Source organism: Lacinutrix iliipiscaria, from assembly GCF_042686125.1.
GTDB lineage: Bacteria > Bacteroidota > Bacteroidia > Flavobacteriales > Flavobacteriaceae > Oceanihabitans > Oceanihabitans iliipiscarium.
The window spans coordinates 76,537-99,289 of record NZ_JBHUOV010000002.1; the positions used below are offsets into that span (position 1 = coordinate 76,537).

The 22,753-nt window shown below is 32.0% G+C and carries 22 protein-coding genes; 12 read left to right on the forward strand and 10 right to left on the reverse strand.

Annotated features, from left to right (window positions below; all coding sequences use genetic code 11):
• Positions 1–858: a hypothetical protein gene (locus ACFS5M_RS07420; RefSeq protein WP_183487456.1), complete on the reverse strand. Its 858-nt coding sequence runs from the start codon at positions 856–858 to the stop codon at positions 1–3.
• Positions 859–1,084: 226 nt separating this feature from the next.
• Here ACFS5M_RS07420 and aroC point away from each other — a divergent pair, with 226 nt between their 5' ends.
• The 9 genes from aroC to ACFS5M_RS07465 all read left to right on the forward strand — a co-directional run bounded on the left by aroC (position 1,085) and on the right by ACFS5M_RS07465 (position 9,546).
• The gene (aroC, locus tag ACFS5M_RS07425; protein WP_183487458.1) at positions 1,085–2,146 is read left to right on the forward strand and encodes a chorismate synthase; all 1,062 of its coding nucleotides are present in this window, start codon (positions 1,085–1,087) and stop codon (positions 2,144–2,146) included.
• Positions 2,147–2,280: 134 nt separating this feature from the next.
• Entirely contained in the window at positions 2,281–3,606 is a 1,326-nt protein-coding gene (locus ACFS5M_RS07430) for a dicarboxylate/amino acid:cation symporter (RefSeq protein ID WP_183487460.1), read from the forward strand.
• Between the two features lie 42 nt (positions 3,607–3,648).
• A complete protein-coding gene (gene gshB / locus ACFS5M_RS07435; RefSeq protein WP_183487461.1) occupies positions 3,649–4,689 on the forward strand; it encodes a glutathione synthase in 1,041 nt (346 codons plus the stop codon).
• 31 nt (positions 4,690–4,720) lie between these two features.
• Positions 4,721–5,884, forward strand: coding sequence for a sulfurtransferase (locus ACFS5M_RS07440; protein ID WP_183487463.1), 1,164 nt, complete (start codon positions 4,721–4,723; stop codon positions 5,882–5,884).
• Positions 5,881–6,765, forward strand: coding sequence for an FkbM family methyltransferase (locus ACFS5M_RS07445; protein ID WP_183487465.1), 885 nt, complete (start codon positions 5,881–5,883; stop codon positions 6,763–6,765). Before ACFS5M_RS07440 ends, ACFS5M_RS07445 begins: the two co-directional genes overlap by 4 nt.
• Positions 6,765–7,592 carry an N-formylglutamate amidohydrolase gene (locus ACFS5M_RS07450; RefSeq protein WP_183487467.1) on the forward strand — a complete coding sequence of 276 codons (828 nt, stop codon included), beginning with the start codon at positions 6,765–6,767 and terminating at the stop codon, positions 7,590–7,592. The genes ACFS5M_RS07445 and ACFS5M_RS07450 overlap by 1 nt, the downstream gene beginning before the upstream one ends.
• The gene (locus tag ACFS5M_RS07455; protein WP_379898429.1) at positions 7,561–8,754 is read left to right on the forward strand and encodes a flavohemoglobin expression-modulating QEGLA motif protein; all 1,194 of its coding nucleotides are present in this window, start codon (positions 7,561–7,563) and stop codon (positions 8,752–8,754) included. The genes ACFS5M_RS07450 and ACFS5M_RS07455 overlap by 32 nt, the downstream gene beginning before the upstream one ends.
• A gap of 122 nt (positions 8,755–8,876) precedes the next feature.
• On the forward strand, positions 8,877–9,140 hold the full coding sequence (locus ACFS5M_RS07460) for a hypothetical protein (protein ID WP_183487470.1): 264 nt from the start codon (positions 8,877–8,879) through the stop codon (positions 9,138–9,140).
• 37 nt (positions 9,141–9,177) lie between these two features.
• The gene (locus ACFS5M_RS07465) at positions 9,178–9,546 is read left to right on the forward strand and encodes a hypothetical protein (protein ID WP_183487472.1); all 369 of its coding nucleotides are present in this window, start codon (positions 9,178–9,180) and stop codon (positions 9,544–9,546) included.
• A gap of 7 nt (positions 9,547–9,553) precedes the next feature.
• Here the strand turns inward: ACFS5M_RS07465 and ACFS5M_RS07470 are convergent, their stop codons facing one another.
• Both ACFS5M_RS07470 and ACFS5M_RS07475 read right to left on the reverse strand, forming a co-directional pair.
• Positions 9,554–9,970 carry a thiol-disulfide oxidoreductase DCC family protein gene (locus ACFS5M_RS07470; protein WP_183487474.1) on the reverse strand — a complete coding sequence of 139 codons (417 nt, stop codon included), beginning with the start codon at positions 9,968–9,970 and terminating at the stop codon, positions 9,554–9,556.
• A complete protein-coding gene (locus tag ACFS5M_RS07475; RefSeq protein WP_183487475.1) occupies positions 9,967–12,138 on the reverse strand; it encodes an endonuclease MutS2 in 2,172 nt (723 codons plus the stop codon). Before ACFS5M_RS07475 ends, ACFS5M_RS07470 begins: the two co-directional genes overlap by 4 nt.
• 120 nt (positions 12,139–12,258) lie before the next feature.
• On the opposite strand from ACFS5M_RS07475, the gene ACFS5M_RS07480 reads away from it, so the two are divergent.
• Positions 12,259–13,209, forward strand: coding sequence for an alpha/beta fold hydrolase (locus ACFS5M_RS07480; RefSeq protein WP_183487478.1), 951 nt, complete (start codon positions 12,259–12,261; stop codon positions 13,207–13,209).
• 13 nt (positions 13,210–13,222) lie between these two features.
• Here ACFS5M_RS07480 and ACFS5M_RS07485 read toward each other — a convergent pair whose 3' ends face one another.
• Both ACFS5M_RS07485 and ACFS5M_RS07490 read right to left on the reverse strand, forming a co-directional pair.
• Positions 13,223–14,071, reverse strand: coding sequence for an FkbM family methyltransferase (locus ACFS5M_RS07485; RefSeq protein WP_183487480.1), 849 nt, complete (start codon positions 14,069–14,071; stop codon positions 13,223–13,225).
• Positions 14,072–14,097: 26 nt separating this feature from the next.
• The gene (locus ACFS5M_RS07490; RefSeq protein ID WP_183487482.1) at positions 14,098–15,591 is read right to left on the reverse strand and encodes a YfcC family protein; all 1,494 of its coding nucleotides are present in this window, start codon (positions 15,589–15,591) and stop codon (positions 14,098–14,100) included.
• 133 nt (positions 15,592–15,724) lie between these two features.
• Between ACFS5M_RS07490 and ACFS5M_RS07495 the strand changes: the two genes are divergently transcribed.
• A complete protein-coding gene (locus tag ACFS5M_RS07495; protein WP_183487484.1) occupies positions 15,725–16,396 on the forward strand; it encodes a uracil-DNA glycosylase in 672 nt (223 codons plus the stop codon).
• Between the two features lie 244 nt (positions 16,397–16,640).
• Here the strand turns inward: ACFS5M_RS07495 and ACFS5M_RS07500 are convergent, their stop codons facing one another.
• From ACFS5M_RS07500 to ACFS5M_RS07520, 5 genes are read right to left on the reverse strand one after another with little or no spacing between them, the layout of a single operon-like run.
• Positions 16,641–17,498 carry a substrate-binding domain-containing protein gene (locus ACFS5M_RS07500; RefSeq protein WP_183487486.1) on the reverse strand — a complete coding sequence of 286 codons (858 nt, stop codon included), beginning with the start codon at positions 17,496–17,498 and terminating at the stop codon, positions 16,641–16,643.
• Between the two features lie 6 nt (positions 17,499–17,504).
• Positions 17,505–18,374, reverse strand: coding sequence for a nucleoside phosphorylase (locus ACFS5M_RS07505; protein WP_183487488.1), 870 nt, complete (start codon positions 18,372–18,374; stop codon positions 17,505–17,507).
• Complete coding sequence (locus ACFS5M_RS07510) at positions 18,364–19,305, reverse strand: DUF1835 domain-containing protein (protein ID WP_183487490.1); 942 nt, start codon at positions 19,303–19,305, stop codon at positions 18,364–18,366. The genes ACFS5M_RS07505 and ACFS5M_RS07510 overlap by 11 nt, the downstream gene beginning before the upstream one ends.
• On the reverse strand, positions 19,306–19,635 hold the full coding sequence (locus tag ACFS5M_RS07515; RefSeq protein ID WP_183487492.1) for a translation initiation factor: 330 nt from the start codon (positions 19,633–19,635) through the stop codon (positions 19,306–19,308).
• A 5-nt stretch (positions 19,636–19,640) separates the two neighbouring features.
• Positions 19,641–20,591 (reverse strand): isopenicillin N synthase family dioxygenase, encoded by a 951-nt coding sequence (locus ACFS5M_RS07520; RefSeq protein WP_183487494.1) that lies wholly within the window; start codon positions 20,589–20,591, stop codon positions 19,641–19,643.
• Positions 20,592–20,728: 137 nt separating this feature from the next.
• Here ACFS5M_RS07520 and ACFS5M_RS07525 point away from each other — a divergent pair, with 137 nt between their 5' ends.
• Positions 20,729–22,708, forward strand: a complete 1,980-nt coding sequence (locus ACFS5M_RS07525; protein WP_183487497.1) for an alpha-ketoacid dehydrogenase subunit alpha/beta — start codon at positions 20,729–20,731, stop codon at positions 22,706–22,708.
• The last annotated feature ends 45 nt before the right edge of the window (positions 22,709–22,753 follow it).

Consider the following 22,753-nt stretch of genomic DNA (forward strand, 5'->3'; position numbering starts at 1 on the left):
TTATTCTACAATAAATGAATCAATTTCTTGATTATTGGTAACTGTAACTGTTGTTGGTATATCTAATACAATACCTCCAAAAGTTAATATTTCTACAAAAGTATCAGCAACAGCATAACCTTGTGTCGCATTTGCTTTTATAAGTCCAACATCTTGAGAAAAATAATAATCAATAGACAACACATCTTGTGTGTTTAATACATCAACTTCTGTTATAGTACCTGTACCTAATATATCCATAGAGGCAATAACTGTAACCTCTAAACTGATATTAGCTTGAATTACATTTGTATATTCTGTACCATCAACAGTTAGTGTATTACTTCCTGAATTTACATTGGTTGTACTTAATACATAGTCTATTGTTAAAGGAATTGTTGCTCCATCAAAAGGAAAATCTTGAGTAAATGTACCAGAAGTACTAGATAACTCTTCACCATTAGAAGCGTTTAAATCGTATAAAACGAAATCTACTAATGTAATTGTCTCATCTGAAAAATCTGAAAACTCAGCTGGTAAGTCTAAAACACCATTATATAATAAAGTGCTTTCAGTTTTTCCTAGAGTCCCATTTTCTAAAAACTCACTCATTCTTCCATTTGCTGGATCTGCACCATTTGCATCTACTGTAAAGCTTGTCGCTGTCACAGAATTTACTGTTAACAAATCTGTAGCATCAAAATCAAAAGTATCATCATCTGCATTTCTGTTTTCAACGTTGTAAATCCAAAGATCATCCATGGTTGATGGAAAATAGTTTCCAGTTGCTGGTTCTGAACTTCCACCACTATCGTCACTACTACATCCAACTAATACTAGTCCTAAAAAAAGCAGCATAATTGCTTTTAAGTTTTTCATAATTAAGGTTTTAAAATTTTTTTCAAAAATATAAAAATTAATAGGACTAACAACCTTTTACTGAAGCCATTTTTTAATGGATTCGTTTCAAATCAATTTAAGCCTCAAAATTACCTGTTAAGCACTAATTGCATGCACAAAAATTAAGCATAGATGTTTTAATTTGTCTAATAATAAATTTACATTAGCGATATATTCTTAATGTATTAGCAAAATTAATTAGTAAATGGCTGGAAATTCCTTCGGAAATTGTTTTAAACTTACCACATTTGGTGAATCTCATGGTGTTGCTATTGGTGGTGTTATTGATGGTTGTCCTGCAGGATTAACCTTAGATTTTGATGCTATACAAAGCGAATTAAACCGAAGAAAACCTGGTCAGTCTGAAATCGTCACTCAACGCAAAGAACCAGATACTGTCGAATTTCTTTCTGGAATTTTTGACAACCAAACCACTGGAACTCCTATTGGTTTTATGATTAAAAATGCCAATCAGAAGTCAAAAGACTATTCACATATCAAAGAAGTCTATCGTCCTAGTCATGCCGATTTTACCTACGAAAAAAAGTATGGCATTCGTGATTATAGAGGTGGTGGACGAAGTTCTGCGCGTGAAACCGCTTGTCGTGTCGTAGCTGGAGCTATTGCCAAACAACTATTAAAAGACATAAAAATTAATGCTTTTACATCTTCTGTTGGAGATATTTTTATCGATAAACCATATCAGGAATTAGACTTTTCAAAAACCGAAAGTAATATTGTACGCTGTCCTGATCAGGCTTCCGCAGAAAAAATGATTGCCAAAATAAAAGCCATTCGCAAGGAAGGCGATACCATTGGAGGTACTGTCACTTGTGTGCTAAAAAATGTCCCAATCGGTTTAGGCGAACCTGTGTTTGATAAATTACACGCAGAATTAGGAAAAGCCATGTTGTCTATAAATGCCGTAAAAGGCTTTGAATATGGTAGCGGATTTTGTGGTGCTCGAATGAAAGGCAGCGCACACAACGATTTATTTAATGAAGACGGAACAACTAAAACTAATCTCTCTGGAGGAATTCAAGGTGGTATTAGTAATGGAATGGACATCTATTTTCGTGTCGCTTTTAAACCTGTAGCCACAATTATGCAGAAGCAAAACACAATAAATAAAGACGGTAAAATTGTTGAAATGCAAGGCAAAGGTCGTCACGATCCTTGTGTCGTTCCTAGAGCGATTCCTATCGTGGAAGCTATGGCTGCATTGGTTTTAGCAGATTATTACTTGTTAAATAAAATGTATAATTAGAAGCTGTTTCTCGCTTTCGGCAGTCGCTTTTTGTTTTGTAAAGATCGTTCGACTGTGCTTAAGGTGACAAAACAAAAGAGCTTCAACAAATGCCTCAATCGAGGCTAGACTAAACAACTAACGATAAAGAACAAATGAAAAAAATCGCATTACATTGGAAAATCATTATAGGAATGGTCTTAGGTATCATTTTCGGATTTATCATGAATACACTCGAAATGGGTCCTAAATTTATTTCAGATTGGATTGCTCCATTTGGAACTATCTTCATTAATTTATTAAAACTTATTGCGGTGCCATTAATACTAGCATCGTTAATAAAAGGAATCTCAGATTTAAAAGATATCTCTAAAATTAAAACTATGGGACTACGTACCATTCTAATTTACGTAGGCACCACACTAATCGCAATTATCATTGGTTTAACCATTGTAAATACAATTCAACCAGGTGTTGGCATGTCGCCAGACACCATTGAAAAAATAAAAACGAAATATGAAAATTCAGAAGGAGTTGTCGATAAATTAAATAAAGCCTCTAATCAGCATGATGCTGGTCCTTTACAAGCCTTAGTAGACATTTTTCCTAGTAATATATTTACAGCTTTAGGGGAAGCAAAAATGCTTCAAGTTATATTTTTTGCTCTCTTTGTTGGTATTTGTTTATTACTCGTTCCAAAGAAAAAAGCCAAACCACTCGTTAAGTTTTTCGATTCACTTAATGAAGTCGTCATGAAAATGGTCGACCTTATTATGCTTTTTGCACCATACGCTGTCTTTGCTTTAATGGCAAATGTGATTATCGCTTTTGATGACACCGAAATTTTAGTCAAACTTTTAGGTTATGCCTTATGTGTTGTTTTCGGATTAGTTTTAATGATCTGTTTTTACCTGATGCTTGTAAAAGTATATACAAAAAAATCACCTTTATGGTTTTTAAAAGAAATCAGTCCAGCGCAATTATTAGCCTTTTCAACCAGTAGTAGTGCTGCAACACTTCCTGTAACTATGGAGCGTGTTGAGGAACATCTTGGCGTTGACAAAGAAGTTTCTGGATTTGTTTTACCTGTAGGAGCGACTGTAAATATGGATGGTACAAGTTTATATCAAGGTATTGCTGCAGTATTTATCATGCAAGTCATTTGGCCAGAAGGATTAACATTTACGAATCAATTAGTCATTATTGCTACAGCTTTATTAGCATCAATTGGTAGTGCTGCTGTGCCAAGTGCAGGTATGGTAATGCTGGTCATTGTATTAGAATCTATAGGCTTCCCTGCAGAATTATTACCAATAGGATTAGCTCTAATTTTTGCAGTCGATAGACCATTAGACATGTGCAGAACGGTTGTAAATGTTACTGGTGATGCTACAGTCTCTATGCTGGTCGCTAAATCTTTAGGGAAATTAGGAAAACCTAAAGTAAAAAACTGGGATGACAACTATGAAAAAGTGAAATAAAAGTTTTAAATTTAATTACTAATCAACCAAAAATATACAATTATGAATGTTTGCTTTATCATGTATCCATGGAGTGAAATAGACCCTGAAAATGATACAAGTTTAGCTTTAATGAAAGAATGCGTAAAAAGGAATCATGGTGTTGCTTTGTGTTCACCTGCCAATCTTACCATTCGAGATAGTGTAACTAATGCCTTCTGTACTGTTATTGGTAGAATGGATAAAACACCAAGCTCATTAAAAGCGTTTTATAATAAAGCAAAATTAAGAGATGAAATGTTACCTCTTGCTGGATTTGACGCCATTTTCTTTAGAGCAAATCCGCCTTTAGATCCATTAATGCTCAACTTTTTAGATTCGGTTAAAGACGATGTGTTTATTATTAATTCACTTCAAGGTATGCGAGAAGCGAATAATAAACTATATACAGCTGCTTTTGGTGATGCTCATAGTAACATTATTCCTAATACTCATGTTTCAAAAAATAAAGAGTATTTAGTACAGCAAATTAAAGACTCTAAATCTGATAAAATGATCATCAAACCTTTAAATGGTTTTGGTGGTTCTGGAGTAATTCTTATTGAAAAGTCGGCAATGAGTAATATTAATTCACTTTTAGATTTTTATATTAATAGTAACTCAGATGGTACTTCAAACTATGTCATCCTTCAAGATTATATTGAAGGTGCAGATCAAGGCGATGTTCGTATTTTACTTTTAAACGGAGAACCTGTTGGTGCAATGCGTCGTATCCCTGGAAGCGATGACCATCGTTCTAATGTATCTGCTGGAGGTAGCATCGCTAAGCATACTTTAACCAAAGCAGAAAAAGCCTTATGTAAACAAATTGGGCCGAAATTAGTGAAAGATGGACTCTATTTTGTTGGTATAGATGTTATTGGAGGAAAGCTTGTAGAAGTTAATGTCATGTCACCTGGAGGCATTACTTATATTAACAAAGTGTATAAAGCTAAAGTCAAAGTTGAAGAACGTGTTATCGATTTCTTAGAGAGCAAAGTGTTAGATAAACTTCAAGCTTTTGACAGACGTTCTCGTTTACGTAAAACGGTTGAAGACGCTTAATCCTAAAAGAATTCCAGCTTAATAAATTAAAATGTCTGAACTTATTTTAGAAGAATCAATAGTATCAGTAAGCTGGCTTAAGGCGCATTTAAATGCATCTAATTTGGTGATTCTAGATGCCACTATACCAAAAGTTACACATACAAGTTCTTTAGATACTGAAGCATTTCAATTCCCAAAAGCGCGCTTTTTCGATATTAAAAAGAAGTTTAGCGATCCTGATGGACCATTTCCAAATACATGTCCTTCGGAAGCACAATTTACAAGGGAAGCGCAAAATATTGGGATTAATAAAAATTCAGCAATAGTCGTTTATGATGACAATGGTATTTATTCGAGTGCAAGAGCTTGGTGGCTATTTAAAGCTTTCGGACATGATAATGTCGCTGTTTTAAATGGAGGTTTACCAGAATGGAAGCAAGCGCATTTTCCGTTAGAAAAAAAACATCCCATAAATTATAGTACGGGCAACTTTATTGCTAAGTATCAAGAAGGCTATTTATTGTTTTTTAATGATATTCAAGTTTTAAAGAATAATAGCAAATATAAAATTTTAGATGCTCGTTCGGCTAATCGATTTCATGGATTAGCACCTGAACCAAGAGAAGGTTTACGTAGCGGAACCATACCACATTCTAAAAATTTACCCTTTGAAAACTTGCTGAGTGATTACAGATTGCTTTCAAAAGAGCATCTTGAGCAGAAATTCGCGACTATAACAGATCAAAAAGAACAACTTATATTCTCTTGTGGTAGTGGAATTACAGCATGTGTCTTGGCATTAGGAGCAGACGTTATTGGTTATAAAAATATAGCTGTTTATGATGGTTCATGGACAGAATACGGAAGTTTAATTACAAATGAAAATACCATGCATTGGACAAAAGATGAATTGATTGCTTATACCTTGTTATATGCTGCAAACTCAAACTTTATTGAAGATAATAAAGAAAAAAATGTAATCATTGAACGTGTTGATATGCAAACATTTCAAAATATTCATGACGAGTTTGATGCCGATAATGACTACCAAAGTATTCAAAAAATAGTACAAGGTGTGAAAGATCATCAATTTAATACTAACGATATCAATGCCTTACTCGCTGAAATTAAAATGTTATTTTTTGCTGATGGCGAATTTGATGTTACAGAGCGTATAATGTACAGAAGTTTAAAGCATATTTTAGAACAGTGAAATTCATTTTAAAACTTTTAAATAAATTAGGTGTTCTAAAGTACTTCCGTTTTACTGCGAATCTTTCGATTTTAAAAAAAACAATTAAAGTTCCAATTATTAATGGCTTAGGACTTCATAATTTAAATCAAAAAAACACATGGTTTACACAAATGTTGGAACGTTTTTATTCACAATATCCTCATCATGTTTTTTTAGATATTGGAGCAAATATCGGACAAACGTTTATTCAAGTGTTAGCTGCTGCTCCAAAATGGACATACATAGGATTTGAACCCAATACCAATTGTGTAACCTATATAGAAGAGTTAATAAATGCGAATCAAAAGAAGCAATCAACCATTTATCCTTTTGCGATTTCTAACACTACGGGAACTCTAAATTTATATTACAACACCAATGCAGATACGACTGCTACAACTTTAAATGCCTTTAGACCAAATGTTTATAAAGATGGTTATACCAAAGAAATTCAAGCTGTGAAGTTTGATGAGTTCTTTAAAAATAAGCTTACTGATAACGCTTCTTACATTGTTAAGATTGATATTGAAGGTGCAGAATATCACGCGCTTCAAGGCATGCAAGAATTTATTCAGAAAAAAAGACCTCTTATCATTTGTGAAGTTTTAGACACTCATGCTGAAGACACTTTAGAAACTCATCAGCTGCATTTAAAAAATATGAAAACGCTATTGCATAATACTAACTATGAGATATATCAAATCATAAGAACAAAAGAGGACCTCAATATTCATGCATTTAATCATATTAAAACTTTTGAAACTAAGGTATGGTCTCCTGAAAGTTTGCAATTAAATGATTATCTTTTTATGCCGAAAGAAAATAAACTCAATTTAAACTCGCTTTTTAATTTAGATTAATGGAACGCTTATCTATTCAACAAATAATTAATAAAATTAATGCTGAAGATTGCTTTCATGCAGTAGCTTCAGACTATTCATTTACCATAAAAATTGATGAATATGTACACTATGTGTGTGGTGCTGTACATGATGGACATCAGTTTAGAAAAGAACTTTGGGATATGTGCTTGCATACCGAATATGAGCGTTGGTATGAAGAAGATCCTGAAACTAAAAACATGGTCAATTCGCATCCTATTGTTATTGCAGGTATGGATTCACGTTTTGAGTATGATCTAAATAGAGCGCCTGAAACTGCTATTTATACAGATGCTTGGGGAAAACAATTATGGAAAAGTCCGCTTTCTGAAGCCATGACCACAAAAAGCTTAAATAAGCATGCCAACTTTTACAAGGTGGTTCATGCATTAATTAATAAGCTAGAAGAAAAGTTTGGAGTGTGTATTGTATATGACATGCATAGCTATAATTGGAAGCGTTGGGATAGGGAAGTGCCAACTTGGAATTTAGGCACATCTAACGTTGATAATAATCGCTTTGGCACCTTTATTGAATCTTGGAGACAGAGCTTAAATGAAATGCAATTGCCAAATGACATAAAAAGTACGTCGCTAATTAATGACACCTTTCAAGGGAATGGCTATTTCTTAAAATATATTACTCAGAATTTTAAAAATACATTAGTTTTGGCAACAGAAATCGCCAAGGTTTATTGCGATGAATATGACTATATCATATATCCAGAAGTCGTTGCAGCTGTAGAACGTGAATTACGGGAACGATTACCTGCACATGCTAAAGCCTTTTATAATAATTACAGATAGTATAATGAATACACCTCATACCAGTACTAAGGCATTATTTGAAATTGACAATCAAATTGATATTTTGGTCAAAAAGATTGAACTTTTAAGTTATGTAAACCCAACAAATATTGAGGCAGAAAAAGAACGTTTTTTTGCTTCAAAGTATTTAACAGACCCTGTATTTATTTACCCAGAAATTAATTTTGATCGTTTTAATTTACATCGCGAGTTATTTTCTCAACCTATAGAACAGATAGAAGATACTGAAATAAGACAATTATATCAAGATATTATTTATGCCTATTCTGGATTAATTCAATGTATAGAAACTATAGGAGAAGGAAAAAAATTCTATTATAATTCATTGCATTCTTTTGGAACACCAACCGAAGACGATGTTGAAAATGCCAAATTCATTCTTCATTTTGATGATGAGGATGATAAAGATGAACAATTTCGTCCGAAGTATAATGAATTGCAAACAGAACAAAAGTTTAGAGATTACTCTAAACGCTACGATTTTACTTATACTATTAAATTTTCTAATACTATGAGTGCTATTGCTATGGTTTTAAATAATACTAAAACCTTAGTCATTAATCAAAACCATACGTTTTCGGATAATGAGATTGCTGTTTTAACCAATCATGAAATAGGAGTACACATGGTAACTTCTATGAATGGCATCCTTCATCCTTTAAAGATATTTTCTCATGGTTTTCCTAATTATGAAGAAACTCAAGAAGGTCTAGCTGTGTTTTCTGAATATATGAGCAATAGTCTAACTGTAAGACGATTAAAAGAATTAGCCTATCGTGTAATAGCTGTAGATAGCTTAGCTAAAGGCTATTCATTTTCTAAAACGTTTAGACTTTTACATAATCAATACGATTTAGAAAGAGAGCGTGCATTTTATATTACTGTGCGAGCACATCGTGGAGGAGGCTTTACAAAAGACTACTTATATTTAACTGGTCTGAAGAAAGTGTATAACTATTATAAAGAAGGTAAAGATTTGAAATGCTTACTAACTGGTAAAATTTCTTTATCGTACTTAACTTCTATCGAATCGCTTCGTAAAAAAGGCTTTACAGCACCAGTAAAACATATAACTGACTCGTATTTAAAGAATAACAATACCAATAAAACGGTTGATTTCATTTTAGAAAGCCTCAAATAGGTAGTTCATCGATAATTTTCACATCTATTTTTGATATAACTAGATTTTAGTGTTTTCTGTCGAATTTATTTCTAATTACTTCAATGTACCCTTAGTTTTGCTCAAAACAAATCGAAAGTATTATGAAATTATTAATTGCTATTTTTCTAGTTTCCTTTTCTGCAACTGCTCAAGACATTGAGTTAAACAATGAATTACAAATTACTCCAATTGTTATTGAAAACAATACTATTGAGTTAATTGAAGACGCTAATCTTAATTTATTTAATAAAGATTCAAAATCTTTATTAGTAAGAAAGAAGTCTTATAAAAATATTATTGAAAAAACTTTATCTGGTGAAAAGTTTTTAATCTTTAAAGCTAAACGCGACATTAAAATTTGCTAATAAAAGCAACTTATTTACCCACTTCTATACTAAAACTGTGAAATCATTAATTAAACTTAGCCTAATTACATTATTCTTTGCTGCAACTTTTTTTTCTTGTAGTAGTAATGACGATGGTACTATGAATACTACTCATGAATTAGTAGGGACTTGGGAACGAGCAGATTCTAACGCGAATTTCGAGTATAAGCTTATTTTTGATACCAATCATTCTGGTCTTAGAATTTCTTCTGAAAACAATGGTACAACTGTAATTTCTAATGCAACAGATTTAGAGTGGAGTACTATAGATAATGAATTAACCCTTTTTATAAATGAAGAAATAATAACGGATTATTATTTTGATTCTGAAGGACGACTTTATTTAAATTCTGTATCTGATTTTCCTTTTATTAAATTAGATTAAAAAAATATTAATCTAAAAACTTTGCCCTCAATTCTGGTGTAGGGATCATACAAGCCTCTCTTTTTCCATACCATTTATAACGATTTTTTGCGATGTAATTATACACCCAATTACGAATAAAAGCAGGAATAATTAAAAAGACAACCATCATATTATTTGGAAAACCTAAGTGTTTTGCAATATGTAAAGCTGCAGTCGACTTTATTTTTAGGCCATTTTCATTTGAGTAAAGTAAGATGGAATCTGTTTTTGAAGTATCGATATTATATTTCTGAATGATGTCTTTACCAACATCACTTTGCAAAGCCGCAAAACGAAACACGTCCTTTTTATCATGCTTAATCACATATTGTACTGTGCTATTGCATAAATTGCAAACGCCATCAAATAGGATTAATTTTTTATGTTTTGGTAATTGATTCATATTATTTTTTTGGCTTCAACAAGCTCTAACATGTCTACATTAACATTAGTCGTAAAGATACCATAATTTACAACAGCTTTATTTTTTTCAATCTTATCAATACTACCAACAGCACGACCATCTTGCATACGCACTCGATCTCCAATTTTTAAAATAGGTTTTGGTTTTTCTGGAACTATTGCTTTTTTCTTGGCTTGTTTTTTCTTTTTACGAATGACTTCAACTTTTTTCTCAGCTTCTTTTTTGACTTGAATTTCTTTGGCTTTAATTGATTTTTTCTGCTTGGCTGATACTTTTTTGCGTTTAGAATTTTCAATCTGAACCAACTTAAATAGCTCAGCCATTAATTCTCGCTTTTGTTTGTTATCGAAGAATCTCTCGGCTAAATCATTTACTTTTTGTCCTAAATAAATGAGGCGTTGATTACTATCATATAACTCTTGATAGCTTTCTAATTTCTTTTGAATTTTCGCATTAATCTCTTCTAACTTATCCGCTTCAGCAAGCTTTTTCTTTTCATTGAGCTTTAAAGATTGTCCTGTTTTTTCAAGTTTAGAGCGCTCTTTTTGAAGCTTTGCAATAGTAGCATCAAAACGTACTTTTCCGCGTTCAATTTTCTTTTTAGATTTATTAATCAAGCTATACGGAATGCCGTTTTTTTGTGCGACTTCAAACGTAAATGAACTTCCTGCTTGACCAATAACTAACTTGTAAATTGGCTCTAAACTACGTTCATCAAAAAGCATATTGGCATTTTGCATATAAGGCAATTCATTGGCCAATAACTTTAAATTTGAATAATGTGTCGTGATGATGCCGAAAGCTTCTCGTTCATAAAAAACTTCTAAGAATGTTTCTGCTAAAGCTCCTCCTAATTCAGGATCAGAACCTGTTCCAAATTCATCAATCAAAAAGAGTGTGTTTTTATTGCACTTCTTTAAGAAGTAATTCATTTGCTTGAGCCTATAACTGTAGGTACTCAAATGGTTTTCAATCGATTGATTATCACCAATATCATTTAATATACGATCAAATAAACAAACTTTACTACGCTCATGCACAGGAATCAGAAATCCGCTTTGCAACATCACTTGCAATAAACCTACCGTTTTAAGCGTGATACTTTTCCCACCAGCATTAGGACCAGAAATCACGATAATCCGACTGTCTTGTTTTAATTCTATAGTTTGAGGAAATGTTTTTTCTTTCTTTTCTTTATTCGTTAAATAGAGCAGTGGATGATAGGCATCTCTTAAGAACAAGCTGCGTTCTTCAGTAATTTCTGGAAGAATAGCATTCATAAATTTTGCATACTTCGCTTTTGCTGAAATAACATCTAAGGCTGTTAAAAACTCTTGATATTGCTCTAATAAATGCAAAAAAGGCCTAATAAAATTAGTAACCTCTTTTAATATTCTTACAATTTCTTCTTGTTCTTCAAACTCTAAATTATTGAGTTCTCGAGTATGTTGTAAAGTCGTTTCTGGTTCTATATAAACAATGCTTCCTGTTTTACTGCTTCCCATAATAGCGCCTTTAACTTTGCGCCTATACATGGCTTTTACAGCAAGCACACGCTTATTATCTACAACAGATTCTCGAATATCATCTAAATAGTCTAATTGATGATTTGCATTTAATGCTGAAGTGAAACTCTGATTGATTTTCCCCTTAAGTGCATTCATCGTTTTTCTTAGACTAGATAATAGAGTAGAAGCATCATCTTTAATATCTCCAAAGCGGTCAACAATACGATCGACTTTTTCGATGATCACAGTCGTCACCTCAATGTTTGAAGCATACGTATTTAAGTTGGGATAGTACTCTTCAAATTTTTTCAGAAACTTTACAATTTCATTTGTGGTTAATGAAATAGCAACCAGTTTTTTTAAGCCATGAACTTCTAAAAAAGCATTTTCAATTTTTATAAGTTTAAGTTCTTTAGAAATCTCATCAAATCCATGATTAGGAATGCGATTATCATTATAATATGAAGCTAGATACTCATTCACAAACTGCAAATTAAGCAGTAATTCTTCTTTAGATGTAAAAGGTGCTATTTGCAAAGCTTTGTTATGGCCTAAAGGTGTAATACAAAGCTCACTGACTTGTTGCAAAACAGTCGCAAATTCTAAATCTTTTAAAGTTTTGTTGTGAATATTAATCATTTGAATTAAGCTGTGTTCTTTTTTGAACAGTGCAAATTTACATATTAAACTTTTAATTCATAAGAATAACCTTTAGTGTTAAATGAAAATTCACTAGATTTAATACATAACAGACACCTAATGCGAGCATTTTTTATACTTATCCTTTTAATATTTTGTTTGAGTTGTTCTGATGTATATGATAAATACAAAAATGAGCCTGATTATATTACACACGCTAAAGCATCAGATAAGTCTTATTTTGAAGCTTATGACAAAACCTTGAAGCTATGGAATACTTCTTTTGAAGAGTTATATGTTCCAACAACTAATGGTATTGCTCATGTCATTGTAAGTGGTCCAAAAGATGGAGATCCTGTAGTTTTACTCCATGGAATGAATGCTAGTTCTACAATGTGGTATCCAAATGTAGAAGCCCTAACTAAAACACATCGTATTTATGCTATAGATTTTATTCTTGAACCTGGAAAATCTTACTTATATAATGATATCGAAAATGTAGATGCTATTACCGAATGGTATAAGGAAGTATTTTTTGCTCTTGAATTAAATCGTTTTCATATTATTGGTGCTTCTCGTGGTGGTTGGTTAGCAGTAAAAATAGCTTTAAATAATCAAAATAGTATTAAAAGTTTAGTCTTGTTAAGCCCAGCTCAAACTTTTACTTGGGTGAAGCCTAGTACAGATTTATTTAAAAATATAATCACTTTACTTTCTTCAAAGGAAAAACAAATGGAACAAACTTTAGAAAGTATGTCTAGTGATGTGGACAACATCAATAAGGCATACTTAGAACAATATTCTATTGCAACTGAAAAAGATTCTGTCAATAAATTTATAATTAACATGAAACCTTTTTCATCTAATGAATTAAAATCTCTAACACTGCCTGTTTTAGTTTTAATAGGTGATGATGACATGATTAATACAAAACGGACGGTTGATTTAGCAAAACGTTTACTTCCAAATGTCAAGGCAGAAACTATAAATAATGCTGGACACTTTTTATCTATTGATCAAGCTGAAATCATTAATCAGAAAACAATTGATTTTTTAAATATGAATAAGTAAGATTTAAACTATTCTATTTTTCACAATAAAGCATTGTATTAATATTAGAGAGTTTATCATGAATCGAAGAGATTTTATTAAACTCTGTTTTTCTTGCTCTATGATTTATTATTTCCTTAATAGTAAAGCCTTCATTTAATAAAAGTTCAATTATATCTCGATAATCAGTATTGAAGTTATTCTTCAAAAAATTAATATGAACTTCCACAAGGAGTTTTAAATTTTCCTGCTTCAAAGTAGTTTTCATACCATTTAGAACTTTCCATTCTGCACCTTCAACATCAATCTTAATAAAGTTTGGTGTTATATCTTTTGAAGAAATATAACTATCAACTGTTACAGAAGGCACTTCTATAAATTGTTTACGATTATTAGAAATTCTTAAAGCTGGACTTGGTGCATCATAAACAGGAATTTTTTCAAATCCGATAGCATTTGAAACAGCATTATTATTTACAGTAACGTTTGCAAAATTATTAAGTGCTACATTTTTTTTAATTAATGGGATACATTTAGGATCCACTTCAAAAACATGCACACTTCCTTTTGATGCTAAATAACTAGATATACAAGAGAAATAACCAATATGACCACCAATATCAAGTACACAATCAGATTCCTTAATAGTGTCAATAAATATATTAGTTGCTGCAGGTTCGTGAATTTTACCGTTTCTGCATCTTGGGTAAAACCATGAATGAGAATAGCTGTCTGTTGTGTCAAAAAGTATTTTAATTCCATCATAATTGAAAACATACTCCTTTAAACCGACAAACTTTTTATTTATTTGTTTTAATCTAAAAGTATTAAGCTTTTTAATAAGCTCAAGTTTTTTTAAACTTTTTTTAATTAATTGTTTCATTTGGTATTATAACTATTTTATTGTCTTTAAATGTACACAGAAATTGTCATGACTATTAATGTAAATAAAGTCATAATTATCATTAACGGCATTATAAATTTCAACCATTTGTTAAAGCCCACTTTTACAATAGCTAAAGAAGCTAAAATTAGTCCCGTTGGATTTATAAAATAAAATAACCCCATTCCATACTGGTAAGCATTGACAATAATTTCTCTACCAATACCAACAGTATCTGCTAATGGTGCCATTATAGGCATTGTTAGCACTGCCATTCCTGACGAACTAGGTATAAAAAAAGAAAGACCTCCATATATAACAGTCATAGCACTGGCAAAGATACCTTTATGCATACCTGTTGTTAAATCACTTGCGTAGTACAGCATAGTATCGCTAATCAATCCGTCTGTCATAATTACTGTAACTCCACGAGCAATACCAATAATTAATGCAACACCAAGTAAATCACCAGCGCCTTTCACAAACGTATCTATAAAAGTTGTTTCATCAATATTTGCAATAACTCCTATTAGTATCGAGCCTACTAAAAAGGTTGCTGTCATTTCTACAAACCACCAATCAAGCATCGATACCCCAATAATCATAATAATAAAACAAGCGGCAAAGACTAATAACGCTAAACGCAAACGTGTTGTGAAATTAGTCACAGTCGTTTCTTTACTCAAAAAGAGTGCTTCAATTTGATCTTTTTGGTTATAGATTATAGACTTAGTTGGATCATTTTTAACCCGTTTTGCATAGCGCATAATATAAATAACACATATTATTAAAGACATTATGAGCATAATTGTTCGTCCTGCTAAACCAGTTGTCCAATTTATTCCTGCAGAATCACTAGCAATAATAGTACTAAACGGATTTATCGTGGAGCACATAGTGCCTATAGAAGAGCCTATAAAAATACAAGCCACTCCAACAAGTGCATCATACTTTGCAGCCAAAAATACAGGAACTAAAATAGGGAAGAAGGCTATAGTTTCTTCAGCAAAACCAAATGTTGTACCACCTAATGCGACTAAAGAAGTCACTAATATAATAAGAATGTACTCTCTTCCTTTTAACGCTGAAGCCAACCAAGAAATTCCAGCATCAAAAGCGCCTGTACTGTTAATAATTCCTATGAGTCCGCCAATGATTAGGACGAGAAAAATAATATCTGCAGCTTCGATAATACCTTTGATTGGTGACTTAATAAAATCGGCAAAATTTTGAGGTTGAGACTCGAGTTGTTTATATGTATTGGGAATATTGATCGCTTTATAGATATCTCCACTAGTAAATTTTTCTAAGGGAATTTTAATAGCTAATAATTCTAACGTTTCCTGTGTTGCTGGCAATGTTTCTATATTATCTTGACTAACTTTAGTAAAGGTTTTAGAATCTGAGTTATACGCAAGAGTATCATATTTACCAGCAGGAACAAACCAAGTTAATAAAGTTACTAATCCAGCTATAATTAGTAAAATGGTTTGAGCGGAAGGAAATTTTAGTGTTTTCATAAATACGTTTTATTTTTTAAATAAATCCTGTCGAAAGTAGTTTTAAAATTAGTTTTAGCAATATAAACATTAATGATTTTTGATAGAACTAAAGATAATACTATTTTACACTGAAATAAATTTTGATAAAAAAATGCAGGTTAAAATAGATAAAAGTTGGGAAGTCCATTTACAGGAAGAATTTAAAAAACCTTATTTTAAATTACTGACAGATTTTGTAAAAGAAGAATATAAACTGCATCAATGTTTTCCAAAAGGGAAAGATATCTTCAATGCTTTTAATTTATGTGCCTTTGAGAATACTCGTGTGGTGATTATTGGGCAAGACCCTTATCATGGTTTTAATCAGGCCAATGGTATGTGCTTTAGTGTTAATAATGGTGTTGCATTTCCGCCATCACTTAAAAATATATTCAAAGAATTAGAAACTGATTTAGGGATTACATATCCAAATAATGGTAATCTTGAATCTTGGGCTAGGCAAGGTGTTTTATTATTAAATGCAACATTAACGGTTAGAGCACATCAAGCAGGAAGTCATCAAAATAAAGGATGGGAAACTTTTACGGATCATATCATTCAATTAATAAGTCAAGAAAAAAAAGATGTTGTATTTATGCTTTGGGGTGGGTTTGCAAAAAAGAAAGTGAAGCTAATAAATTCTAAAAAACATCATATACTAACTACTGGCCATCCATCACCTTTGAGTGCGAATAGAGGATATTGGTTTAACAATAAGCATTTCAGTAAGACTAACTTCCTGTTGGAGCAAGCTGGTTTGCAACCTGTTGATTGGAAGGTTTAGATTGATGAACAATACTATTTTTATCAATGACACTGTTTCTTTTTACTGTTTTATTACAGCTAAAAAATAGAAGGATAAAGTTGATGGCAACTAGAAAAATAAGAATGGAAGTAATTGTTATTAACATAAGCAATGTGTTTTAATATTTGCTTTAATAGGACAAATATAAAGATTTCGGTTTGTAAATTTAACAAAATTTAACGGAATTAAAAATTTAAGCCATTAAAATATAAGTATTTACAAATTACAAAACTTTAGTTACTAATTTATTATAGTCCCATTTTTCAGGAATAATTTCTAAAGCCATTAACTGATCTTGAACATTATTTATAGTTTTCTCATCAATAACATCTTGAGACCATTCAGTTAAACTTAACCATTCTTGAACGTCTTCTAGTTTTTGTTCGTAGCGATTAGCAATAGTAGAATCTATGCAAGGAATGTCTTTAAATTCTTTAGTGGTTTTATTTATAATCTTTAGTATAGATTTTACATCTGATTTATTATGCTCCAAAAATTCTGTTCTGACAGCTATTACAAAGCATGGCCATGGAGAAGGACAATTTCCAACACGTCTAAATGTGCCATCATCAACTAAAGGCTTGGTTGTAAATTTTTCCCACATAAAATAATCTGCAACATTATTGGTTAGTCCTTCAACAGCTCCATCTAAGTTTTTAATGACTTCAAAATTTAGGTCTTCTTCTAAATTCCAATGGTTATTTTGTGCATTAATATATGCCATTAAATGCGAGCCAGAACCAAACCGACTAATAGCAGCTTTAGTTCCTCTCAAATCATCTATAGTGTTATATGCAGAATCGTGAGCCACATGTATTCCCCAAATTAAAGGTGTTTCAATAAATGTCTGGATGATAGTACTTTGGTTCCCATCAATAATGTCTTTGATAATGCCTTCGGTAAGAATAACAGCTAAATCAATATCACCATTGCGAAGAGCTTTACACATTTGACCAGTTCCACCAAAATAATCATGCCATCGAAGATTAATATCCTTTTCTTTATACTCGCCGTTTTTCAGCGTTAAATACCACGCTAAATTAAAATGCTCTGGAACACCACCAATTTTAATTGTCTTCATTAAAAATTATGCAATCAATTTATTTAAAGTATATATTATTAAATTATCTACAACGGCTTTTGGGTCTGGGCTAAATTCTCCCGTAGCTCGATTTGCAATTATGGCATTCATAGATAATGCCTTATGACCTAAAAGTTTGGCTATACCATAAATGCCTGCTGTTTCCATTTCTAAATTAGTAATCGCCATTCCTTTATAATCAAAACTAGCAAGTTTATCATTTAAAGCATGATCTTGAATTGGCAATCTTAAAACTCGACCTTGTGGACCATAAAATCCAACATTAGTTGCTGTAAATCCTTTAACGGTTTGACTAGAATTCAGTTGTTGAAATAAGTCTGAATCGCATGTAACAACATAAGGCTCTGATTTTTTATTAAACCAATTAGTTTGTTGTACTAAAGCTTTTGAAATGTCTAAATGCTGTATATGTTCACTTTTATAAAAATGTAATAAACTATCAAAACCAGCGGCATATTCACTAATTAAAAAAGCATCAATTGGAATGGCTTCTTGAATAGATCCAGAAGTTCCAATTCTAATAATTTTTAAAGTCGTTAATTCCTTTTTTATCTCACGCGTATTGAAGTCAATATTCACTAAAGCATCTAATTCATTAAATACAATATCTATATTATCTGTGCCTATTCCAGTAGAAATCACAGTAAGTCTTTTGCCTTTATACGTTCCTGTTTGTGTATGAAATTCACGCTTTTTAGTTGTGAATTCTATGGTGTCAAAATGTTTAGTTACACTTTGAACACGATCAGGATCTCCTACTGTTATAATAGTATCTGCTAGATGTTCTGGTCTTAAATTAAGGTGATATATACTTCCATCTGGATTTAAAATAAGTTCAGAGTCTTTAATTGGCATGTAATATAGTTTTTATGAGTTTGTTTTCTTTTTTATTGAATTGGTAGTCTAAACGATTAAGGCCTCCAAATATCATAGCATCATTAATTTCTGAAGCAAAGTTATGATGCTTAAGAAGAACGTCATGCCCTTTTCTATTTAATTTAACTTGATTGTTTTCTTCGGTATAAAAAATAGATAATTTATCTATCATACGCATTAACTGAATATCTCCAAAACCATAGTATCCTTGATAATTCAGTGCATAACCTAACAAATGATGTTTAGAGTTTACTTCATACTTATTAAGTAAATTAAGAATATTATGCTCGATAACGCTTAGTCCGCTTTTATAATCTGGAAAACGTCTTAAATGTGCTTTTAGACAGCATCCTAAATATTCATAAGATGATTTTTTTGTAATGAAAGGCTTTAATAAATTATGATCTTTTCCGCAGTAAATCTGCCATACGCTAGTAGCGATATCAATATCTTTAGTCGTTAATTTGATTCTATTCTTGTAGTGTTCATCTATTTGCTCAGGTGTAAGTTCGCTTAAGCCTTTTAAATTAATTTCTCCTGGGATTCTTCCACTACACACTAAGCTTATGGGAAGGGTTATTTTCTTTTCATTTAAAAGACTAATAACAGCAACCATATTAATATGGCAAAACAAATCATATTCAAACCATAGAATGATTTCAGAATATTTTTCGGTAGCATCTAATTTATGTAATTCGGTTTTATATTCATATTCATCAATCTCTACATCATAAAACTGATTTAAAAACGCTTTGCGAACAGAGATGAAATCATCAGAATTAATATGCTTAACCGTCGGACCTTCGCATAACATTTCATGCCAAGTCAAAAAATCACCTTTAAAATCTAATTCATTTAAATAGTGAGTTAAACTACTTCCGTTGGTGATATGGAGTACTTGATCTGCCATTTATCCTCCAACACGCTTTACATTAAACCCTTTCTCTTTTAACATAGACATGATCTTATCACGATAGTCGCCTTGAATAATAATTTTATCCTCTTTAAAACTGCCTCCAACACTAAGAGTTTTTTTAAGCTCTTTTGCTAGAATTTTAAAGTCCGCTGTAGCACCTGTATAGCCTTCTAAAATGGTTATAGGTTTTCCTTTACGTTTCTCGTACTTGCATATAATAGGCTCTTCCTGCAACCAAATAGAATTACCTTCAGAAGGATCTACTGGAGATTCTTCTTGAACATGTTCAGGGAACATCTTTTTTAGCTGCTCTTGTAAATCCATTCAATCTATTTTTTGACCAAACCTAAATCGACAAGGCGCTCATGTAAAAATTCACCAGCAGTAATATCTTCAAATCCTTTAGGATTATCTTCATCTATACAACTTTCTAGTACATCTAATTTCATATCGCTTATTGGATGCATAAAAAATGGAATAGAATATCGTGAAGTGCCCCAAAGTTCTCTTGGCGGATTAATAACTCTATGTATAGTCGATTTTAATTTGTTGTTGGTATGACGCGATAACATGTCTCCAACATTAATCATAAGTTCATCTGGTTCGGCAATAGCATCAATCCATTCACCATCAAATTTTTGTACTTGTAATCCTCGGCCTTGCGCTCCCATCAATAATGTAATTAAATTAATATCACCATGAGCAGCAGCACGAACAGCATTTTTTGGTTCATTTAAAATAGGAGGATAGTGAATTGGTCTTAAAATAGAATTTCCATTATGAATATATTGATCAAAATACATTTCATCTAAGCCTAAATGTAAAGCCAAAGCACGTAATACATACTTCGCTGTTTTTTCAAGCATTCTATAGGTTTCTTTTCCAATTCTATTAAATTCTGGCAATTCTTTTACTTCAACATTTTTCGGGTATTCAGCTTCTAGAGCAGGATTATCTTCAACATACTGACCAAAATGCCAAAACTCCTTTAAATCGCCTTCTTTCTTTCCTTTAGCGCTTTCCTTTCCAAAAGAGATATAACCACGCTGTCCAGCAATTCCTGGAACTTCATAACTTTTCTTAGTTTCTAGTGGAAGAGCAAAGAAATTCTTTACTTCTTTATATAAATTATCTACTAAAGTATCATCTAAAAAATGACCTTTAAGCGCAACGAACCCTATGTCTTCATAGGCTTTACCAATTTCGTTAACAAATTTTTGTTTGCGTACTGGATCACCAGAAACAAAATCGCTTAAATTCACACTTGGTATTCTTTCCATAAGTCTATATTTTAATAAGTCGAATTACAAATGTAACGAAAATCTTCAGTAAAATTAAACTAAAACCTAGCTTAACATTAAAAATTAATTACATTTGAAAACTAAATATAAAAGGATTGGAAACGTTTTCTAAAACTATGATTGAGTACAACAAAAAGGGTTTAAATAAAGAAACCTTAATCGATTTATATAAAAGCATGCTTAAGCCTAGACTTATTGAGGAAAAGATGCTTATTCTATTGCGCCAAGGAAAAATATCTAAATGGTTTTCAGGAATTGGTCAAGAAGCCATTTCTGTAGGTGTTACAAAAGCTATGCTAGATGATGAATATATCTTACCAATGCATAGAAATCTAGGCGTATTTACCACTAGAAAAATTCCTTTATTTAGATTATTCTCGCAATGGCAAGGAAAAGCAAATGGCTTTACCAAAGGACGTGATAGAAGCTTCCATTTTGGGACTCAAGATTTCAAAATTGTTGGTATGATTTCTCATCTTGGACCTCAATTAGGTGTAGCAGATGGTATTGCTTTAGCAAGCAAACTAAAAGATAAAAATCAAGTCACAGCTGTTTTTACTGGAGAAGGTGGAACAAGCGAAGGCGATTTTCACGAAGCATTAAACGTAGCTTCTGTATGGCAATTACCTGTATTATTCTGTGTTGAAAATAATGGCTATGGATTATCAACTCCAACAAGTGAACAATATAACTGTAAAGATATTGCTGATCGCGCTTTGGGTTATGGTATGGAAAGCCACATTATAGATGGTAATAATATCCTAGAAGTCTATACCAAAGTTAATGATTTAGCAAAAAGCGTTCGAAAAAATCCGAGACCAATTTTACTTGAATTTAAGACTTTTAGAATGCGAGGGCATGAAGAAGCGAGTGGAACAAAGTATGTGCCTCAAGATTTAATGGATGCCTGGGCAAAGAAAGATCCTCTAGAAAATTTTCAAGCGTTTTTAAAAAATGAAGGTATTATTGATGAGGCGCAAGAAGTTGCTATTAAAGAAGATATCGTTCAAGAAATAAATGAACATTTACAACAAGCATTTGATGAAGCTATTATAACTCCTTCTGAAAGTGAAGAGTTAAATGATGTCTATCAAAATTATACCTATCAAGAAGTTAGTCCGAATGATACTACTGAAGAATTAAGACTAATCGATGCCATTTCTCAAGGTTTAAAACAAAGCATGGAGCGTCATGATGATTTAATTATCATGGGACAAGATGTTGCAGAATATGGTGGTGTTTTTAAAATAACTGATGGTTTTGTTGAGCAATTTGGAAGAGACAGAGTACGTAACACACCTATCTGTGAATCTGCTATTGTTGAAGCTGGAATGGGATTATCTATTGCTGGAATGAAAAGTGTTGTAGAAATGCAATTTGCAGATTTTGTAACTTCAGGCTTTAATCCTGTTGTTAATTATTTAGCTAAATCACATTATAGATGGAGTCAAAATGCAGATGTCGTTTTACGTATGCCTTGTGGTGCTGGAGTTGCTGCAGGACCTTTTCATAGTCAAACTAATGAAGCATGGTTTACCAAAACTCCTGGATTAAAAGTGGTGTACCCAGCGTTTCCTTACGATGCTAAGGGCCTTTTAGCGACTGCTATTAACGATCCTAATCCTGTGCTCTTTTTTGAACATAAAGCCTTATACAGAAGTATTCGTCAAGATGTTCCTACAGCGTATTTCACTTTACCTCTAGGCAAAGCTTCTCTTTTAAGAGAAGGTCATGACATTACAATTATAGCTTATGGTGCTGCTGTACATTGGGCGTTAAATACTTTAGATAAACATCCTGATATTCATGCAGATGTTATCGATTTACGCTCTTTACAACCGCTTGACACTGAGGCTATTTACACCTCTGCTCAGAAAACAGGAAAAGTTATTATACTACAAGAAGATTCTTTATTCGGAGGGATTGCTAGTGATATTTCTGCATTAATTATGGAAAATTGTTTCGAACATTTAGATGCTCCTGTGAAACGCGTTGCAAGTTTAGAAACTCCGATCCCTTTTATTAATCAGCTAGAAGATCAGTATTTATCTCGTGATAAATTTGAAGGTGAACTCTTAAATTTATTAGCATATTAATTTTTTCTTAAAAAATTAAAATTCAAGAGTTTAAATCATAATTGA

Bases quoted from the DNA above. Each gene is read 5' to 3' on its own strand.
- ACFS5M_RS07420 (WP_183487456.1), bottom strand. From the start codon at position 858: ATGAAAAACTTAAAAGCAATTATGCTGCTTTTTTTAGGACTAGTATTA.
- aroC (WP_183487458.1), top strand. From the start codon at position 1,085: ATGGCTGGAAATTCCTTCGGAAATTGTTTTAAACTTACCACATTTGGT.
- ACFS5M_RS07430 (WP_183487460.1), top strand. From the start codon at position 2,281: ATGAAAAAAATCGCATTACATTGGAAAATCATTATAGGAATGGTCTTA.
- gshB (WP_183487461.1), top strand. From the start codon at position 3,649: ATGAATGTTTGCTTTATCATGTATCCATGGAGTGAAATAGACCCTGAA.
- ACFS5M_RS07440 (WP_183487463.1), top strand. From the start codon at position 4,721: ATGTCTGAACTTATTTTAGAAGAATCAATAGTATCAGTAAGCTGGCTT.
- ACFS5M_RS07450 (WP_183487467.1), top strand. From the start codon at position 6,765: ATGGAACGCTTATCTATTCAACAAATAATTAATAAAATTAATGCTGAA.
- ACFS5M_RS07455 (WP_379898429.1), top strand. From the start codon at position 7,561: ATGCTAAAGCCTTTTATAATAATTACAGATAGTATAATGAATACACCT.
- ACFS5M_RS07460 (WP_183487470.1), top strand. From the start codon at position 8,877: ATGAAATTATTAATTGCTATTTTTCTAGTTTCCTTTTCTGCAACTGCT.
- ACFS5M_RS07470 (WP_183487474.1), bottom strand. From the start codon at position 9,970: ATGAATCAATTACCAAAACATAAAAAATTAATCCTATTTGATGGCGTT.
- ACFS5M_RS07475 (WP_183487475.1), bottom strand. From the start codon at position 12,138: ATGATTAATATTCACAACAAAACTTTAAAAGATTTAGAATTTGCGACT.
- ACFS5M_RS07480 (WP_183487478.1), top strand. From the start codon at position 12,259: ATGCGAGCATTTTTTATACTTATCCTTTTAATATTTTGTTTGAGTTGT.
- ACFS5M_RS07485 (WP_183487480.1), bottom strand. From the start codon at position 14,071: ATGAAACAATTAATTAAAAAAAGTTTAAAAAAACTTGAGCTTATTAAA.
- ACFS5M_RS07490 (WP_183487482.1), bottom strand. From the start codon at position 15,591: ATGAAAACACTAAAATTTCCTTCCGCTCAAACCATTTTACTAATTATA.
- ACFS5M_RS07495 (WP_183487484.1), top strand. From the start codon at position 15,725: ATGCAGGTTAAAATAGATAAAAGTTGGGAAGTCCATTTACAGGAAGAA.
- ACFS5M_RS07500 (WP_183487486.1), bottom strand. From the start codon at position 17,498: ATGAAGACAATTAAAATTGGTGGTGTTCCAGAGCATTTTAATTTAGCG.
- ACFS5M_RS07505 (WP_183487488.1), bottom strand. From the start codon at position 18,374: ATGCCAATTAAAGACTCTGAACTTATTTTAAATCCAGATGGAAGTATA.
- ACFS5M_RS07510 (WP_183487490.1), bottom strand. From the start codon at position 19,305: ATGGCAGATCAAGTACTCCATATCACCAACGGAAGTAGTTTAACTCAC.
- ACFS5M_RS07515 (WP_183487492.1), bottom strand. From the start codon at position 19,635: ATGGATTTACAAGAGCAGCTAAAAAAGATGTTCCCTGAACATGTTCAA.
- ACFS5M_RS07520 (WP_183487494.1), bottom strand. From the start codon at position 20,591: ATGGAAAGAATACCAAGTGTGAATTTAAGCGATTTTGTTTCTGGTGAT.
- ACFS5M_RS07525 (WP_183487497.1), top strand. From the start codon at position 20,729: ATGATTGAGTACAACAAAAAGGGTTTAAATAAAGAAACCTTAATCGAT.